The organism is Dactylosporangium siamense, assembly GCF_016862795.1.
In the GTDB taxonomy this organism is placed as follows: Bacteria; Actinomycetota; Actinomycetes; order Mycobacteriales; family Micromonosporaceae; genus Dactylosporangium; species Dactylosporangium siamense.
The window spans coordinates 170,625-187,405 of the sequence record NZ_BONQ01000050.1 but is presented as its reverse complement, the minus strand read 5'-3'; the positions used below and the strand labels follow the sequence as shown (position 1 = coordinate 187,405).

17 protein-coding genes are annotated in these 16,781 nt (G+C 72.8%); 7 read left to right on the top strand and 10 right to left on the bottom strand.

Annotated features, from left to right (window positions below):
• Positions 1-21: 21 nt before the first annotated feature.
• The gene (locus Dsi01nite_RS16690) at positions 22-1,338 is read right to left on the bottom strand and encodes an ABC transporter substrate-binding protein (protein WP_203847060.1); all 1,317 of its coding nucleotides are present in this window, start codon (positions 1,336-1,338) and stop codon (positions 22-24) included.
• Between the two features lie 128 nt (positions 1,339-1,466).
• Positions 1,467-2,450: a LacI family DNA-binding transcriptional regulator gene (locus Dsi01nite_RS16685; protein ID WP_203847059.1), complete on the bottom strand. Its 984-nt coding sequence runs from the start codon at positions 2,448-2,450 to the stop codon at positions 1,467-1,469.
• 234 nt (positions 2,451-2,684) lie between these two features.
• Between Dsi01nite_RS16685 and Dsi01nite_RS16680 the strand changes: the two genes are divergently transcribed.
• Entirely contained in the window at positions 2,685-5,165 is a 2,481-nt protein-coding gene (locus tag Dsi01nite_RS16680) for a GH116 family glycosyl hydrolase (protein ID WP_203847058.1), read from the top strand.
• Here Dsi01nite_RS16680 and Dsi01nite_RS16675 read toward each other — a convergent pair.
• Positions 5,134-6,165 carry an Lrp/AsnC family transcriptional regulator gene (locus tag Dsi01nite_RS16675; protein WP_203847057.1) on the bottom strand — a complete coding sequence of 344 codons (1,032 nt, stop codon included), beginning with the start codon at positions 6,163-6,165 and terminating at the stop codon, positions 5,134-5,136. The two genes, Dsi01nite_RS16680 and Dsi01nite_RS16675, sit on opposite strands and share 32 nt — an antisense overlap.
• An 84-nt stretch (positions 6,166-6,249) precedes the next feature.
• On the opposite strand from Dsi01nite_RS16675, the gene Dsi01nite_RS16670 reads away from it, so the two are divergent.
• Complete coding sequence (locus tag Dsi01nite_RS16670; RefSeq protein WP_203847056.1) at positions 6,250-7,746, top strand: MFS transporter; 1,497 nt, start codon at positions 6,250-6,252, stop codon at positions 7,744-7,746.
• Between the two features lie 58 nt (positions 7,747-7,804).
• Here Dsi01nite_RS16670 and Dsi01nite_RS16665 read toward each other — a convergent pair whose 3' ends face one another.
• Genes Dsi01nite_RS16665 through Dsi01nite_RS16640 form a run of 6 tightly spaced genes read right to left on the bottom strand, consistent with a single transcriptional unit; the run spans position 7,805 to position 12,817 of the window.
• Entirely contained in the window at positions 7,805-8,017 is a 213-nt protein-coding gene (locus tag Dsi01nite_RS16665) for a pyridoxine 5'-phosphate oxidase C-terminal domain-containing protein (protein WP_239135935.1), read from the bottom strand.
• Between the two features lie 26 nt (positions 8,018-8,043).
• Positions 8,044-9,207: a winged helix DNA-binding domain-containing protein gene (locus Dsi01nite_RS16660; protein ID WP_203847055.1), complete on the bottom strand. Its 1,164-nt coding sequence runs from the start codon at positions 9,205-9,207 to the stop codon at positions 8,044-8,046.
• Positions 9,208-9,259: 52 nt separating this feature from the next.
• Complete coding sequence (locus tag Dsi01nite_RS16655) at positions 9,260-9,940, bottom strand: GOLPH3/VPS74 family protein (protein WP_203847054.1); 681 nt, start codon at positions 9,938-9,940, stop codon at positions 9,260-9,262.
• Between the two features lie 36 nt (positions 9,941-9,976).
• Positions 9,977-11,254, bottom strand: coding sequence for a sugar efflux transporter (locus Dsi01nite_RS16650; RefSeq protein WP_203847053.1), 1,278 nt, complete (start codon positions 11,252-11,254; stop codon positions 9,977-9,979).
• Between the two features lie 43 nt (positions 11,255-11,297).
• The gene (locus Dsi01nite_RS16645) at positions 11,298-11,963 is read right to left on the bottom strand and encodes a response regulator (protein WP_203847052.1); all 666 of its coding nucleotides are present in this window, start codon (positions 11,961-11,963) and stop codon (positions 11,298-11,300) included.
• On the bottom strand, positions 11,960-12,817 hold the full coding sequence (locus Dsi01nite_RS16640) for a sensor histidine kinase (RefSeq protein ID WP_203847051.1): 858 nt from the start codon (positions 12,815-12,817) through the stop codon (positions 11,960-11,962). The genes Dsi01nite_RS16645 and Dsi01nite_RS16640 overlap by 4 nt, the downstream gene beginning before the upstream one ends.
• A 112-nt stretch (positions 12,818-12,929) precedes the next feature.
• Here Dsi01nite_RS16640 and Dsi01nite_RS16635 point away from each other — a divergent pair, with 112 nt between their 5' ends.
• From Dsi01nite_RS16635 to Dsi01nite_RS16625, 3 genes are read left to right on the top strand one after another with little or no spacing between them, the layout of a single operon-like run.
• Positions 12,930-13,631 (top strand): ABC transporter ATP-binding protein, encoded by a 702-nt coding sequence (locus Dsi01nite_RS16635; RefSeq protein ID WP_203847050.1) that lies wholly within the window; start codon positions 12,930-12,932, stop codon positions 13,629-13,631.
• Positions 13,625-14,359: a hypothetical protein gene (locus Dsi01nite_RS16630; protein WP_203847049.1), complete on the top strand. Its 735-nt coding sequence runs from the start codon at positions 13,625-13,627 to the stop codon at positions 14,357-14,359. The genes Dsi01nite_RS16635 and Dsi01nite_RS16630 overlap by 7 nt, the downstream gene beginning before the upstream one ends.
• Positions 14,356-14,928, top strand: a complete 573-nt coding sequence (locus Dsi01nite_RS16625) for a hypothetical protein (RefSeq protein WP_203847048.1) — start codon at positions 14,356-14,358, stop codon at positions 14,926-14,928. Before Dsi01nite_RS16630 ends, Dsi01nite_RS16625 begins: the two co-directional genes overlap by 4 nt.
• Before the next feature lie 4 nt (positions 14,929-14,932).
• On the opposite strand, the gene Dsi01nite_RS57355 is transcribed toward Dsi01nite_RS16625, so the two are convergent.
• Positions 14,933-15,451, bottom strand: a complete 519-nt coding sequence (locus Dsi01nite_RS57355; RefSeq protein WP_239135934.1) for a cupin domain-containing protein — start codon at positions 15,449-15,451, stop codon at positions 14,933-14,935.
• On the opposite strand from Dsi01nite_RS57355, the gene Dsi01nite_RS16615 reads away from it, so the two are divergent.
• The gene (locus Dsi01nite_RS16615; RefSeq protein ID WP_486303835.1) at positions 15,332-16,240 is read left to right on the top strand and encodes an NsdA family TPR-like regulatory protein; all 909 of its coding nucleotides are present in this window, start codon (positions 15,332-15,334) and stop codon (positions 16,238-16,240) included. The genes Dsi01nite_RS57355 and Dsi01nite_RS16615 overlap by 120 nt on opposite strands.
• Positions 16,237-16,725: an NUDIX domain-containing protein gene (locus Dsi01nite_RS16610; protein WP_203847046.1), complete on the top strand. Its 489-nt coding sequence runs from the start codon at positions 16,237-16,239 to the stop codon at positions 16,723-16,725. Before Dsi01nite_RS16615 ends, Dsi01nite_RS16610 begins: the two co-directional genes overlap by 4 nt.
• Positions 16,726-16,781 lie beyond the last annotated feature (56 nt).

Here is a 16,781-nt window from a genome sequence, read left to right as displayed (position 1 = left end):
CGCCTTGCGGGTTCGCGCCGGTCAGCAGGTGACGATGCTGCTGAGTTCACCCTGCATGTTCTTGAGGCCGTCGGAGACCGAAGCCTCACCGGCGAAGATCAGTTGCAGGTGGCGGAGGACGGTGGACTCGAAGGTGCTGTACTTCGCGGGGGCGGGGTACGGCACGAGGGTCGGGTACTTGTCGATGCTGTTGTAGAACAGGTCCGAGTTCGCCGGCGGGACGCCGACCTTGGAGATCGTCTGGGCGACCGAGCGGCGCGACGGGATGGAGTCGCCGGGCTTGTCAGGGGTGCCGACGTACTGCTGCTCGATGGCGTCGCTCAGGGTGAACTTCTGGTACTCCCAGGCGAGGTCCGGGTTCTTCGACGACTTGAGGATGGGGTAGCCGGCGCCGCCGAAGACGGTCTTGTAGGTGTCGCCCTTGGGGTAGAGCTGGATGTCGAACGCCTTGAACCCGGCGGGGACGAACGTGCCGATGGGCCACCGGCCGGCGCCGAACATCGCGATCTGGCCGTTCTGGAAGCGGGTGAACACGTCGCTCATCGGCATCGGTGCGGGTGCGATGCCGTCGGTGATGAGCCCGCGCAGGAACGACACGGCCTTGTTGACCTGGGGGGTGTCGGCAGTGGCCGAGCAGACGTCGTCGCTGGTGAGGTTGCCGCCGGCGTTGGCGACCCACGGCATGATGCCGGGGAAGATCTCGTTGCTGGCCCAGGTGAAGCCGTACTGGTCGGGTTTGCCGTCGCCGTTGGTGTCGGCGGTGAGCTTCTTGGCGGTGGCCTTGAAGTCGTCCCAGGTCCAGTCGGCCTTCGGCGGGTCGACCCCGGCCTTCTTGAACACGTCGGTGTTGTAGTAGACGACCATGTCGTTCCAGCCGTAGGTCAGGGTGACGATGTCGCCCTTGACCTTGAAGCCGTCGATGAGGCCGGGTGCGATGTCGGCGAGGAGGGTCTTGGCCTCGGGGTCCTTGTCGATGTACTTGTTGATCGGGACCACGAGCTTGTTGGCGTGCACGAACTGGGCGCCCTCGCCGGAGATGACCATGAGGTCGGGGTGTTTCCCGGAGGCGATGAGCGTCGCGACGTTGGCGTAGTAGGTGCCCCAGTTCTCGCCGGTGACCGGGGTCAGGGTGACGTTCACTCCGGCGTGCGCCGCCATGAAGGCGTCGGCCGTGGCCTTGTTGCCGCTTTCGGCGGCGGGGCCGTAATTCCAGTAAGCGATCTCGAGCGACTGGTCACCGGACTTGGCGTCCTTGTCGCTGGAACAACCCACAAGGGCGGTCGCCGTCATCGCGGCTGTCGCGATGACCAGCGCGACCTTGCGGAACGGAATGTTCATAAGCGTGCTGTCCCTCTCCGTTGAGAAGCGGTCGGGCACAGTGAAGTCCAAGAAATCGATTTCGTCAAGACTCCAAACTTCGCGCCTTCGACAAGCCTCTGATCAGGGACGCAGTGCGCTGATATCGATTACAGCGCCTGCTCCTCCCGCGGGTTGACCTCGGCCCGCAGGACCACCGTGCGGGGCGGCTGCGCGTCGCCGCCGATGCGCTCCAGCAGCATCGCCGCGGCGGTCCGGCCGAGGTGCCGGGCGGGCAGCCGGACCTGCACGAACGGCGTCGGCGTCAGGGCCATGAAGGGCAGCTCGCCGAGCACCGCGAGGCCGAACACGTCCGGCGCGATCCCGGCCGCCGCGAGCGCCTGCAACGCGCCCACCGCCATCAGGTTGTTGGTCGTCACGACGGCGTCCGGCGGGGTGTCCAGCGCGAGCAGCGCCCGCATCGCGGCCCGTCCGCCGTCGACGCGGAAGTTGGCGTGCTGCAGGTAGCCGTCGTGCAGGACGGTCTTGCGGGCGGCGACGACCTGGCGCCAGCCGAGGAAGCGGTCCTCGGTGGTCTCGATCCCGGCCGGGCCGGCGATGCAGGCGATGCGGCGGTACCCGGCCTCGAACAGCGCCGTCGTCGCGCCGATGCCGGCCGCCCGGTTGTCGATCTTGACGGCGTCGACCGGGTATGGCGTGGTGCGGTCCACGGCGACCACGGGCCGGCCCAGCGACACGATCGCGCCCAGGTCGACCTCGTCCGAGGCGGGCGCCAGGATCACGCCGGCCATCTGCTCCGACGCCACGATCTCCAGGTAGTGCAGCTCCTTGGCCGGGTCGTCGTCGGTGTTGCACAGGACCAGGGAGTATCCGGCCTCCCGGGCGCAGTCCTCGACCCCGCGGGCCAGCGCGGTGAAGAACGGGTTCTCGATGTCGGGGATGAGCAGCGCGATGATCTCGGAGCTCTGCCCCCGCAGCCGGCGGGCCGTCCGGTTCGGCGTGAAGGCCAGCTTCGTGGCCGCCTCGTGCACGAGGCGCTTCTTCTCCGCCGAGACCGTCTGCCCGTTGAAGACCCGCGAGACGGTCGCGGGGGAGACGCCGGCGAGCGCCGCAACCTCGTAGATGGTGGCCATGAGGGATCACTGTAGGTGACACGCCTGTCTCTTCGGCACTGGTGACGCTGCGTTACGACTTTCCGGCCGGCGACCCGCTCTTGACAGGTTCCAAGGCCCGCGGCTACCTTGTATGAAATCGATTTCACGCACTGGATCCCTTATGGGACCTGGCATTGGCGTGGACTCCCGCACCTCGAAGGCCTACCAGGATGGAACCGGCGGCATGGCGTTGACAATGGCGGAGCGTGTCCGATGAGGCGATACACCGGGGATGCCCGGCGCGCCGTCGCGTTCCCGCTCGGCGGCTTCGGCACCGGCCACGTGGCCCTCGGCGGCGACGGCGCCCTGCGCCAGTGGCAGCTCTCCGGCGTGGCCAACCACCTGGGGTTCGTGCCCGACAGCTTCTTCGCGCTGCGGGTCTCCTCGCTGGAGCCGCCCGCCGACGTCGTGCGGCTCCTGCGCGCCGCGCCGCTGCCACCGCACCCGCACCCGGCGCCGAACGTCAACGACGCCGACGTGCCCGACGCCGACCGGCTGCCGCCCTGGCCCACCGTGCAGAGCACGTCGATGCAGGTCGCGTACCCCTTCGCCGACGTCACCTACACCGACGAGGTGCTGCCGGTCGCGGTGGCACTGTCGGCGTTCACCCCGTTCGTGCCCCTCGAGTCGCACGCCAGCGCCCTGCCGCTGGTGCGGTACCGGTTCACGGTCACCAACACCAGCACCGAGTTCCGGCACGGCTGGCTGCTCGGCACGCTGCAGAACGCGGTCGGCTGGGACGGCGTCACCCCGATCGACGGCACCCGCGGCGCCGGCTACGGCGGCAACGTCAACCGGCTGCTGCGCCGGCCCGGCCAGACCGGGGTGCTCATGGACCACCCCGGCCTGGACGAGGACGACGCCGCCTACGGCGAGATGCTGCTGTGGACCGACGGCCCCGCCGCCGCGCTGCCCCGCGCGCACAGCGCCGAGGCGATGCTGCGCTTCGTGGAGACCGCGAAGCTGGTGACCCCGATCCAACTCGGCGACTACGGCGACACCGCCCTGCGGGCCGCCGTCGCCGCCGGCGTGTCACCACTGCGCGCGCCCACCGGTCCGAGCCCCGCCGGGCACACCTGGGACGCCGGGGTAGCCGTCGCCTTCGCGCTGCAACCCGGCGAGACCACCACGATCGACGTCGTGCACGCCTGGTGGTTCCCCAACCGGTATGCCGACTTCGACCGGTTCGGCCCGCAGCATCCGTACACCCGCAGCCGATTCTGGGTCGGCAACCATTACGCGACCCGCTTCGGCGGCGCCCTCGACGTGCTGGACAGCTACCTTGCGGACCGCGCGCGGCTGGACACCGCCTCTCGGGCCTGGGCCGACGCGGTGCGGCACAGCGACCTGCCGCCGGCGCTGCGCGAGACCGTGTCCGCGCAGGGCACCCTGGTCCGCTCGCCGACGCTGTTCCGCACCGCCGACGGGCACGCCTACGGGTTCGAGGGCGCGCTCGGCGCCTCCACCCGCAACTGGAACGGTGACGTCGGCGGCTCCTGCCCGCTGAACTGCAACCACGTCTTCAACTACGAGCAGGCACTGTCCCGGCTCTTCCCCGACATCGGCCGCGACCTGCGCGACACCGAGCTCGCGGCGCAGGCACCCGACGGCTCCGTGCCGCACCGGGTCGTGCTGCCCCGCTACCTGCCGCACCTGCACGACGTGGCCATCGGCGGCCCGGAACGGCCCGCACTGGACGGCATGCTCGGCGCCGTGCTCAAGACCTACCGGTCCGTGCTCGACGGCGCCGGCGACAACTGGCTGCGCGGGCACTGGCCGGCGCTGCGCCACCTCATGGAGCACATCGCCACGACCTGGGACCCCGACGGCGACGGGGTCCTGCAGGGCGACCAGCCCGTCACGTACGACATCAGCCTGCACGGGCCCAACATGTTCGTCGGCGGGCTCTGGCTCGCGGCGCTGCTCGCCATGCACCGCATGGCCGCCATCGTCGAGCCGGCCGCCGCCGCGGCGTTCCTGGACCGGTTCACGATCGGCCGCGACACCTACGACAAGCTGCTGTGGAACGGCGAGTTCTACGCGCAGCCACCGACCGGCGAGGCCTACGACTTCGGCCGCGGCTGCCTGTCCGACCAGCTGCTCGGCCAGTGGTGGGCACACCAGCTCGACCTGGGCCACATCCTGCCCGCCGACCGGGTCCGCACGGCCCTCGCGTCGATCGTGCGCTACAACCTGCGCACCGGCTTCGCCGAGCACGGCTACCGCGTCTTCGCCGACGGCGACGAGACCGGCCTGGTCGTGTGCAGCTGGCCGCACGGCGGTCGCCCGGCCGTGCCGCTGCGCTACTGCGACGAGGTCTGGACCGGCGTGGAGTATCAGGTCGCGGCACACTGCCTGCACGAGGGCATGCCCGAGGAGGCGATGGCGATCCTGACCGGCCTGCAGCAACGGTACGACGGGACCCGCCGCAACCCGTTCAACGAGGTCGAGTGCGGCGACCACTACGTGCGCGCCATGGCGGGCTGGTCGCTCCTGGATGCCTACACCGGCTTCCACTACGACGCCACCACCCGCACGCTGCGCGTCGGCGACCGGCCCGGCCGGTTCCCGTTCGTGGCCGGCACCGCCTGGGGCACCGTCACCGTCGCCGCCGACGGCAGCGTCGACCTCGACGTCCTCGGCGGCTCCCTGCCCGTCGACGTCATGGAATCAGCAGCGTCCCGCCGCCCTTGACCCGGCGCACGACCGGCGCGGTCTCCACGGATGTGACGCCGGGCAGCGAGCCGATGTCGCCGGCGATGTACTCGTAGAGCTCGTTGAGGTCGCGGCAGATCACCGACGCGGACACGTTGGCGGGGCCGGTCGTCGCCGCCGCGTAGGCGATCTGCGGATGGGTGGCCAGGGCCCGGGTCGTCGCGGTGAGCGTGGCCGGTGCGACCGTCAGCCACATCATCGCCTCGGCGGTGTAGCCGAACAGGTGGGGCTCGATCTCGACGTCGAAGTAGAGCACGGTGCCGCGGTCCAGCTCGTCCAGCCGGCGGCGGACCGTGGTCTCCGACCAGCCAGTGGCGGCGGCGAGCGCGGTGAGGCTGGCGCGGCCGTCCTTGGCGAGCGCGGCGAGCAGGCCGTTGTCCGCCGCGGTCGGCGGCGGCACAGCTGCGGCTCTTGGCGCGGCCGACCCGGCGACTTCCGGCCCGTCCGGGTCGGACGCTTCCGGCGCGTCCGGCCCGGCCGGTGGTTGGCGCAGCGCGGCGATCTGGTCCGCGGAGAGCGCGGCGGTCCGGCCGGGCCAGCCGTGCAGGCCGGCCACGCCGCGCAGGATGCAGTGCGCGCTGAGGACCGTGATCCGTGGCGTGCGCGGCAACTTCTGCAGCAGCAGCTCGCCGTCCGCCGACTGCGACCGGGTCCTGGTGATGCAGGTGATCTCCGTGCCGCCCGACACCAGCTGCACCCATGACGTGTCGGCGCGCCGGGCCAGGGCCGCGGCCACCGGCATCGCGCTGTCCGGCGAGCACCGCATCCGCACCAGCCAGTCGACATGCCCGAGCGCCGCCGCGTCGGGCAGCCCGACGACCCGCAGCGCCCCGGCCGCCCGCAGCCGCCGGTAGCGCCGGGCGATCGTGCGGTCCGAGGCGCCGAGCACCGCGGCGATCCGGCTGAACGGGGCGCGGCCGTCGACCTGCAACGCGTGCACGAGCTGCCGGTCGAGCTCGTCAAGCGTGAGTGGATCCATCCCTGGAAGCTAACAGCGCGTCAGAATCCGCCGAAATCGGCGCCACCAGCGCCGATTCGCCGGGACGCGGTGCATCGTGCGGTCATGCGCAAATGGTTGCCCCTGCTCGCGGTCTCGCTGAGCACCTTCATGCTGCTGGTCGACCTGACCATCGTCAGCATCGCCGCCCCCGACCTGGCGCGGGAGCTGCACTCGTCGTTCGCCGCGCTGCAGTGGACCGTCGACCTGTACGTCCTCGTCCTCGCGGCGCTGCTGATGGCGGCCGGTTCGCTGTCGGACCGGCTCGGCCACCGGCGGGTGTTCATCGCCGGCCTGGTCGTCTTCGCCGCCGCCTCCCTCGCCTGCGGCCTGGCCCCCGGCATCGGCACGCTCATCGCCGCCCGCGGCGTGCAGGGCGCCGGCGCCGCCGCGATGTACGCCACCAACGCCGCCCTGCTCGGCACCGTCTACACAGGACGGGACCGCTCGATCGCGTTCGGCGTGTGGGGCGCGGCCAACGGTGCCGCCGCGGCGGCCGGGCCGATCCTCGGCGGGTTCCTCACCGAGCACGTCGGCTGGCGCTCGATCTTCCTGGTCAACCTGCCCGTGGCGGTGATCGCGGCGGTGCTGGCCCGGCTCGCGATGCCCGGCGGCCGAGCGGTGCGGCAGGGGCGGACGGACCTGCCCGGCGTGGCGGCCTTCACCGCGGCCGCCGGCCTCGTCGTGTACGGCCTCATCCGCGCCGGCGACACCGGCTGGACCGACGCCGGGACGATCGGCGTGCTGGCCGCCGGCGCCGCCGCGACCGTGGGGTTCCTGCTGCTGGAACGCGGCCGGGCCAACCCGATGCTGGACCTGTCGCTGTTCCGGCGCCCGTCGTTCACCGTGCTGATGCTGGGCGCGGCGGCACTGACCGCGGCCGCCTTCGCCAACCTCGTGTTCGTGTCGCTGTGGGCGCAGTCCGTGCTCGGCCTCGGCGCGATGGCGGCCGGCCTCGTCCTGGCCCCGATGGCGGTGGTCGCGTTCGTGGTCGCCGCGGCGGGCGGGCGGCTGCTGCACGGCGTCCCCGCGCGGCACAGCATCGGCTGGGGCCTGCTGCTCGTCGCCGCCGGCACCGCGCTGTGCATGCTCGTCAGCCCCACGTCGGGCTGGGCCGCGCTGGTGCCCGGCCTGTGCGTGACCGGCCTGGGCGTCGGCCTGAGCACGCCGGTCCTGGCCTCGGCCGCCCTCGCCGCGGCGCCGCCGGACCGCTCCGGCATGGCCAACGGCGCGTCGAACACCTTCCGCCAGCTCGGCTACGCCCTGGCGCTGCCCGCCTTCGCCACCGTCGTCACCGGCCGGGCCGGGCAGGTCCTGGCCGCCGGTGGCGTCGCGGACCCGGCCGCGGCCCGGCAGCTCACCGGCGGCGGCTACCAGGACCTGCTCCGGCAGGCACCCGAGGGGGTGCTGCGCGCCGCGTACGCCGCCGGGCTGGACCGCGTCTTCCTCATCAGCGCCGTCATCGCCGGCGTGGCCGCAGTGGCGGTCCTGACGCTGCTGCGCACCCCGGCGCCGGCACCCACCACGCCGTCCCCACGGGTCGCCGAGCCGGCCCGCGACTGACCCACACCACCACGCGACGCCCGTGCCCTGGCTCACGGGCGTCGCACCATGACAACAGCTACGGCCACAGCCGGTCGCGGACCCACTCGTCGCCGGCCCGGCGGTACCGGAGCCGGATGTGCCGCCGCTCCTCCTCGCCCTGCCAGAATTCGACGGACTTCGGCCGCACGGTGTAGATCGTGTGGGTCTCGTCGACGGCGCGGTCGTCGTGGGCGAGCCGCCGGCGGGCCCGGTCCAGCTCGGCGTCGAGCAGTGCCGGGTCGGCGAGCACCTCGCTCTGCCGCCCGGCGAGACCGGTCAGGCTGGGGCACGCATGGCGGGTGAGTGGTACACCGTGGGCACGCGGAAACCGTCCAGCCAGGCGGTGAGGCGGGACGCTTCGGCGTCGAGAGCGTGGCGGGCGGCGGTGGGGACGTCTTCCAGCAGGCGCACCTCGACGACGCCGGCCCGGTCCTGGACCCAGCAGCCGACGACGCGGCCGTCGACCCAGGCGGTCGTGCCGGCGTTGCCGCGGCGGTCGAAGATCTCGGCGCGGTGCGGGCTGAGGTAGAAGTCGCGGTGCTGCCAGCCCATGACGGTCGGGTCGAGCACGGGCAGCAGCGCCGCCCACGGGCCCGGGTCGGGCAGGTCGTCGACGTCGTCGGGCAGGAGCCAGCCGGTGGCGCCGTGGTCGAGGGAGACCGCGACGGCGCCGAGGCCGGCGAGGGCCGCGCGCACGGCCGCCTTGGTCGACCCGAGCCACCAGACGAGGTCGTCCTCGGTGCCGGGGCCGAACGTGAAGAGCCAGCGGCGGATCAGCTCCTGGTAGCCGTCGGCGGCGGTCCACGGCGTGGGGGTGTCGTCCAGCCACTGCCGCATCAGGGTCCAGCGCGGGCGTGAGGTGTACCAGCCGCCGGCGTTGACGCCGCGCACGATGTCGGCGCCGGCGCTGAGGCAGGTGAGCACCCGCGAGGTGGCCCGCGGGTCGGCGGTGGCCACGGCCATCGTCACGTCGAGCATCGGCACCGCCCGGCGGATGTCGGTGGCGGCGTGGCCGTCGGGGGCGGCGGCGAGAACGCCGAGGACCTCGGCGCGGGCCCGGTCGACCCAGGCGGGGCCGTCGCTGGTGAGGCCGGCGGTGACCGCGTCCTTGGCCAGGCGGGCGCGCTCGTTGGCGGCGACCCGCGCCGACGCGCTCCCCCAGGCCGCCGGCAGCAGGTCGCGCGGGAACACGAACAGGGTGCGGCGCATCGCGAGCTGCTTGACCAGGGTGCGGTCGGCGTACAGGACCCGGTCCACGTCGGCGGCCGTCAGGGAGGTGACGCGGGCCCAGCACGACAGGTGGACCGTGGCCGGCTCGGTGGCGTGCAGGACGGTCATCGCCCTGGTGGCGGCTTCCGGTGTGCCGACCCGGGCCGCCGCCGTGAGCGCGTGCCGCGCCGCGAGCCGGGCACGCCGTTGCTGGTCGGTCACGTGGCGCATCGGGCTCATGGTACTGAGCGGCGGCGGACCCAGTGCCCGCCGCCGCAACGGGTCAGGGGCGGGCGGTGCCGAGGGCGGTCTGGATCGCCTTCACCAGGACGCTGACGACGAGCGCCACCGACGGCCGGATCGAGGACTCCTCCATGCTGACCGCGCCGGTGAAGCCGGCGGCGTCGCTGATCTGCTCGAGGCGCTGGTGCGCCGCGGCGATCTCGTCGCCGGACAGGTAGAGCGCGGGTTCCATCCGGGCCGCGGCGACGAGGGCGGCGAGGGCCGCGGTCCGCTCGTCGGGCAGCTCGTCGCTGGTCAGCGCCCGGCCGAGCCGGTCGCGCAGCTCCGTCTCCACGGTCGCGTCGGCGGTGGGATACCGGTGGATGTGGATGAACCCGAGCGTGGTCTCGTCGACGTCGTGCAGGATGCCCCGGGCGCACAGGTCGGCGAGGACCCGGTCGCGCAGCCCGTGCCGCAGCCGCTGCACCCACGACGCCGGCGTGTGCGGTGTGTCGGCGACGACCCGGCCGAGCACCTCGTCGGCGATCGGCTCGCCGGTCGGCGACCCGTTGACGACCACGATCATGCCCCCGGCGTACGCCAGTCGGCCGGCGAGCGCCAGATCGACCAGGACCGCGGCGGCCATGCCCAGGTCAAGGCCGATGTGGGAGCCGGTGGCCTTCCCGGTGTCGTCATCGTAGGCGAGCAGGAGAAGCTCCTCCGCCAGTGCAACGGAACTCATGGCTCGGAACGGTAGCGCGCGTCCGCTCGTCCCGCATTACCGTGTCGGCTGAACCCGCTCCTCCAGCACGGCGGGTGGGGCATCGTCACGCATCGTGACGCGGCGGCGGCGGCGCAGGCCGGCGGCGAGCAGGAACAGGAAGCCGGCCGCGCACAGGGCCGTGGCCATGCCGTACGCGGACCGGTAGCCGAAGTGGGCGGACAGGCCGAGCAGCGGGCCCGCCACGATGGCGCCGATCGGGAACGTGTTGGTGAACAGGGTGGTGGCCCGGCCCGGTTCGCCGGGCAGCAGGTCCTGCATGTACGAGATGCCGACGCCGGTGATCGCGCAGATGAACAGGGCGTTGAGCGGCTGGGCGGCGAGGAGGACCCAGAGGTTCGGCGCCACCCAGGCGATCGCGTAGTAGGCGATCCCGCACGCTCCGCCGACAAGGATCAGCAGTCGCAGGCTGAAGCGGGTCGTCAGGGCGCCGAGGCCGAGCATCAGCGGGATCTCCAGGGCCGCGCAGAGGCCGAGGATCAGGCCGGCGCGGGAGGGGTCGATGTGCAGGTCGTCGCGGATGAACAGCGGCAGTGCCTGCACGGCGAGCGTCATCGGGATCTGCAGCAGCACGAAGGCCACGACGGTGAGCGGGATGAGCCAGCGGCCCGGCGTCGCGACCGCGACGGTGGTGGTGGCGCCGGCGGCCGGCGCGGGCGCGGGCGCGGCGGGGTTCCCGGTGTTGAGGTCCTCGAGCCAGACGACGGCGACGAGGATGGCGAGGGCGTACATCCCGGCCGACAACCCGTACACCAGGCGGAAACCCCCGATGTCCAGCAGGACCGCCGCGAGGGCCGGCCCGCCGACCCAGGCCAGGGAGAACACGGTGCGCATGGCGCTGATGCCCATGGCCGCGCGGTCGGGGCTGTCGCGTTCGAGGATCTGCCGGGCATACGCGAACGACTGCGGGAACAGTGCCCCGGCGACCGCGTACGCCGGGACGACCAGGGCCAGCAGCACCCAGTAGTCCCGCACGAACATCGCGAGCACGCTGCCGAGGACGCCGGAAGCGGCGGCGGCGATGAGGATCTTCCGGCGGATCGGGTAGCGGTCCGACGCCCGGGCGATGAGCGAGGAGAGGAGCACGCCCGTGAGCGGCGACACGACCAGGAACACCGTGACCCGGACCGGCCCGGCGTGCACGTCGGTGCTGAGGAACAGCGACAGGAACGGGAACACGAGGGCGACGGAGCTGCCGACGGCGAGGAACATCAGTCCGAGCGGGAGCAGCGCAGCGCTGAGTGGCCGCTTGCGCGGCGGAGCGGCCAGGGTCATGGCGATACTGTACCGCTACAGACTCCCAGCTCGCGACCCGGTTTCAGCCTCGTGGCCGTACCAGACCTGCATCGAAGGCGGCGATCACCAGCTGTGCGCGATCCCTCGCCGCGAGCTTCGCCAGGAGATGCGTGATGTGCGATTTGACGGTTTTCACGGAGATCATCAGGGCGGTGGCGAGCTCGTCGTTGGACAGGCCGCCGCCGATCAGGGTCAGCACCTCGACCTCCCGGCCGGTCAGCCGCCGCAGCGCCGGCGTGGGGCGGTCCGGGCGGGGCGCCGCGACGTAGTGCGCGACCAGCCGGGTCAGGATCGACGGCGCGAACAGCGACTCGCCGCGATGGGTGCGGCGGATCGCCTCGAGCAGCTCCTCCGGGCGGGCGTCCTTGAGCAGGAAGCCGGACGCGCCGGCGTGCAGCGCCTCGTAGACGTACTCGTCGAGCTCGAACATGCTCAGCACCAGCACCCGGGCGCCCGCCAGGACCGGATCGGCGCAGATGCGGCGGGTCGCCTGCAGGCCGTCCAGGTGCGGCATCCGCACGTCCATCAGGATCACGTCGGGGCGGGTGGCGCGGGCCCGGGCCACCGCCTCGGCGCCGTCGCCGGCCTCCCCCACGACCGCCAGGTCCGGCGCGTTGTTGATGATCATCGCGAGGCTGTGCCGCAACAGGGGCTGGTCGTCCACCAGGAGGACCCGGATGTCGCTCACAGGGCCTCGTCCGGGACTTCATCCGGGATGCGGGCGGTGACGCGGAAGCCGGCGTCGACCCGCTCCGCGGTCAGGGTGCCGTCCAGGCTGCCGACCCGCTCGCGCAGGCCGTCCAGGCCGTGCCCGGCGCCCGGCGACGCCTGCCAGCCGCCCTCCGCCGGCCCGGCGTCGGTCACCGCGACCACCACGAACCGCCCGTCGCGGTGCACCCGGACCCGCACGTCCGTCGGTCCCGCGTACCTGGCGGCGTTGCTGAGGGCCTCCCGCACGGTCCGGCACACGGCGACCTGCACGCCCTGCGATACCTCGCCGAGCGGGTCGACGGTGAGCCGGGGCCGCACCCCCGCGACCGCCGCCCCGGCCACGATCCGGGGCAGGTCGTCGATCCCGTCCAGCGGCGCGCGTTCGTCGAAGTCCGGCGACCGCAGGACCGTCAGCATCCGGCGCAGCTCCGCGGTCGCGTGCCGGCCGGCGTCCTCGATGTCGGTGAGCGCCGCCGCCACCTCGGGCGGCTTCGGCAGGTGCCGGGTCGACGCCGCGCGGACCGTGATGAGGCCCAGCCCGTGCGAGACGATGTCGTGCAGGTCGCGGGCGATCCGCAGCCGCTCCGCCAGGACCGCCTCCGACGCCGCCCACGCGGTCAGCCGCGCCTCGTAGGCGCTGCGGTCCTTGCGGGCCCGGCGCACCGCCCACACCGCGGCCGCGACGGCCGCGGCGACCATCAGCCACGGCACCGCGACCGCGGCCGGTCCGTCCCCGCCGACCGTGCACATGGCCAGGCCGAGGACCACGGCCACGACGACCACCACCGGCGCGACGCTGGAACGCCCCGAGGGGCGCGGATGCGCTGTCACCGGGCCGACTGTAGTGCTCAGACCAGGGTCTGACGGCCCACGGTCGCAGGCCGCCGGTGGGTTCCGAGTCCGGCCCGATGCACGGGCACCGCCGGGCCGGTTGACTCGCCCTATGATCACGATCGATCGCGTCAGCAGACGCAAGGGCAGGGCACAGATCCTGCACGACGTCACGTTCGAGGCCCGGCCGGGGCGGGTCACCGGGTTCCTCGGGCAGAACGGCGCCGGCAAGACCTCGACGCTGCGGGTCATGCTCGGCCTGGACCGCCCCCAGCAGGGCACCGCGCTGATCTGCGGGCGGCCGTACCGCGACCTGCGCCGCCCCCTCACCACCGTCGGCGCGCTCCTGGACGGCAGCGGCGCCCACCGCGCCCGCACGGCCGGCGCGCACCTGCGCTGGGTCGCCGCCAGCAACGGCCTGCCCGGCTCGCGCGTCCGGGAGGTCCTCGACGTCGTCGGCCTCGCCGGCGACGCCCGCAAGCGCGCCGGCCGCTACTCCCTCGGCATGAGCCGCCGGCTCGGGCTCGCCGCCGCGCTGCTCGGCGATCCGTCGGTGCTCGTCCTGGACGAACCGGTCAACGGCCTCGACCCCGCCGGGATCCGGTGGATGCGGGAGTTCCTGCGCGACCAGGCCGCCCGGGGTCGCACCGTGCTGCTGTCCAGCCACCTGATGGGCGAGCTCGCGTCGATCGCCGACGACGTCGTCGTCATCCACCAGGGCCGGATCCTGGTGCAGGGCACACTCGCCGAGGTCACCGGCGGGCATGCGACGCTCGAGGACGCGTTCTTCGCCCTGACGGGTTCATCGTGGTAAGCGCGGAGCTGCGCAAACTCCTCGGCCTGCCGACCGCGTGGATCGGCATCGTCCTGGGCACCCTGCTGGCGCCGGTGATCGTGCTGCTGAACGCGCCGTACGTGCGCGATCTGATCGCCGCCGGCACCGACACCTCCGACCTCGGCCTGCAGGACCTGGGCATCGGACTCATCGGGCCGATGGTCCTCGGCGTCGTCGTGATCAGCAGCGAGTACACGTCGACCGGCCCCGACGCGCCCCGCGCCCGCCAGCTCACCACCACGCTCGCCGCGATGCCCGACCGGCTGCGCCTGCTCACCGCGAAGTCCGTCGCGCTGGTCGTCGTGGCCGCGGCCCAGGCGGCGGTGACCGCGGCCGCCACCCTGACCCTCACGCACGTCCTGCACCCGCACGTGCCGGTCCCCGCACCCGCGCGGATCGCCGCCGCCGTCCTGTACTGGACACTGATCGCACTGCTGTCGTTCGCGATCACCCTGATCACCCGCAACGGCATCGTCCCGCTCACGTTCCTGATCATCAACAGCACCGTCGTCTCGGTGTCGTACCTGCTGACCAAGGTCACCGACCTGGCCGCGTATCTGCCGGACATCGTCGGCCCGCAGATGTTCCTCACCACCGCCGACTTCCCGGTCCGGATCGCCCCGCTGACGGCCGGCCTGGTGATGACCGCCTGGATCGCCGCGCTGCTCACGATCGGCGCGATCCTGTTCCACCGGCGCGACCCGTGAGTCCGTTCATCCCGGAGTTGCTGAAACTGGTGACGTTGCCGTCGCTGCGGCTGACCGCGGCGCTGACGGTGGCCGCCGCCGCGCTGCTCGCGGCCCTCGACCTGCCCCCGCTCGAGTCGATCCGCTACACGCAGGCGGGCTTCGTGGTGCTCGGCGTCCTGTCCGCCGCGTCCGAGCACCAGGGCGGCGACCAGTTCCGCACCACGCTGCTCGCCATGCCCCGCCGGCTGCCGCTCTTCGCGGCGAAGGTCCTGGCCCTGGCCGCCTGCTGCGTGCCGCTCGCCGCCCTGAGCGCCCTGCCCGACGTGAGCCCGTTCGCCGTGGTGTACCTGACGCTGACGGCGCTGTTCTCCGCCGCCGTCGGCGGGCTGATCCGGCACGCTGAGGCCGCCGTGGTGCTGCTGCTGGCGGGGTACTTCGTGGTGGGGCCGCTGTTGCCCGCTCCGGCGGCCGCCTACCTGCCGGGTTCCGCCACCGTGGATCCGTCCCACGGCACCGCGGCAACGGCGGTGTGGACGGCGTGCGCCCTGCTGCTGGCCGCTGCGACGTTCCACCGTCGCGACGCGTGACCGTTCAGGCGGTGGTGCGGCTGCCGTACGCGGGCCCGAACACCACGAGCAGCGCCAGATCCTCGGTGACGTCGACGAACCGGTGCTCCTCGCCGGCCGGCACGAAGACCACCGAGCCCGGCACCACATCGGCCGCGCCGCCCGGCGTGACGATCCTGGCCCGGCCCGCGGTGACCACGTAGATCTCATCCTCGGTGTGCGGGCGCTGGTCGTCGACCCCACCCACCGGGATGCAGTACGTCCCGACCGACAGATCCGGCACCCGCAGGTGCTCGACCCAGTCGTTGGCCGCACCGCCGGGCGCCCGCCACTCCCCCGCGCCCTCAACGATCATCATGCCCGGCAGCGTAGCGCCGCGACACCGCTGGGCGGTGATCACTCCGCGGCGGCTGGCCTGGGCGTGCTGGTAGGGCCGCACCAGCACCGCGGTGCGCTTCTCGACCTCGACCGGCGCCACGGCGGCGGACAGTTTCGCGTCTTCCTGGCCGACTGGCTGCACCGTGAGGTCGGTCCGATGCTGCATGGCAGCTACACCGGCCGGGTCGGCCGGCAACTGTTCGCCGCCGTCGCCGAGCTGACCGGCCAGATCGCCTTCATGAGCTACGACATCGGTGACCATGGATGGGCGCAGCGCCTGTTCATCCAGGCCCTGCGGCTGGCCAAAGCGGCTGACCACGCCGGGTTCGGCGCGCACATCCTGGCCAACATGTCCACCCAGGCGGTCTATCTTCAGCAACCCGGCGAAGCCGTCCGGCTGGCTCAGGCGGCCGTCAACGGCGGACGGAGCCGCGCCCGCACCTCAGTCACGGCCCGCCTGTACACCGCCGAAGCCTGCGCCCATGCCGTTGCCGGCGACGTACGCAGTTGCATCACCGCGCTGCGCCTGGCCGAGAACGCCGCTGCGAAGACCACCGGCACCGACCACCCGGCCTGGGCCGGATACTTCACCCCGGCGCATCTGGCCGGCACCGCCATTCGCTGCCTTCGCGACCTTGGCCGGCCCAAGGAAGCGCTCGCCTACACCGAGCAGGCCCTGGCCCTCGGCGAAAGCAGTGTACGGACCCGAGCCCTGCACACCGGCCTGATCGCCAGCGTTTACGCAGGCGGCGCCGCACCGGAACCCGACCACGCCAGCCAGCTCGGCCACGACGCGCTCGACCTCGCCGAACGCGTCCGGTCCCGCCGCGTCACCGACCGGATCACCGAACTCGCCCAGCGGCTGACGCCGTTCCGCGGCAGACCCACCGTCGACCGCTTCCTGCGCCGAGCCCACGCCTACACCCAGCCAGCCATGGGTACAGTCGTCGAATGACGTGGGTCGAGCCGGACCAGTGGTACGCACAACTGGCGACCTTCCACGCCGCCGCCGCCCTGTTCGTCACCGACCACACCGGCCGGGTCCTCCTGGTCAAACCCACCTACCGCGACCACTGGGCCATCCCCGGCGGCTACGTCGACCAGCACGAAACCCCGCACACCGCCGCCAGACGCGAACTCGGCGAAGAACTCGGCCTCGCCCTCACCGTCGGCGACCTGCTCGTGGTCGACTGGGCGCCCCCAGCCGGACCCCGCCCTCGCGCCCTGGTCAACTTCATCTTCGACGGCGGCCGGCTCAACCCCGAACACAACATCGACGTCGACTCTGACGAGCTGGAAACCTTCGGGTTCCACGACCCCGAACACTGCCGGCAACTCCTCCCGCCACGCGTCGCGCCACGCATCGACGCCGCGCTCGCCGCCCGCGCCAAGGGCGCCACTATCTACCTAACCGACGGGACCGCTCCAGCACCGTCCTGAACGGCTGACAGGGCCCCAAACATGACGTCGGCTTCCCGGAAACGGAAAGGGCGAGC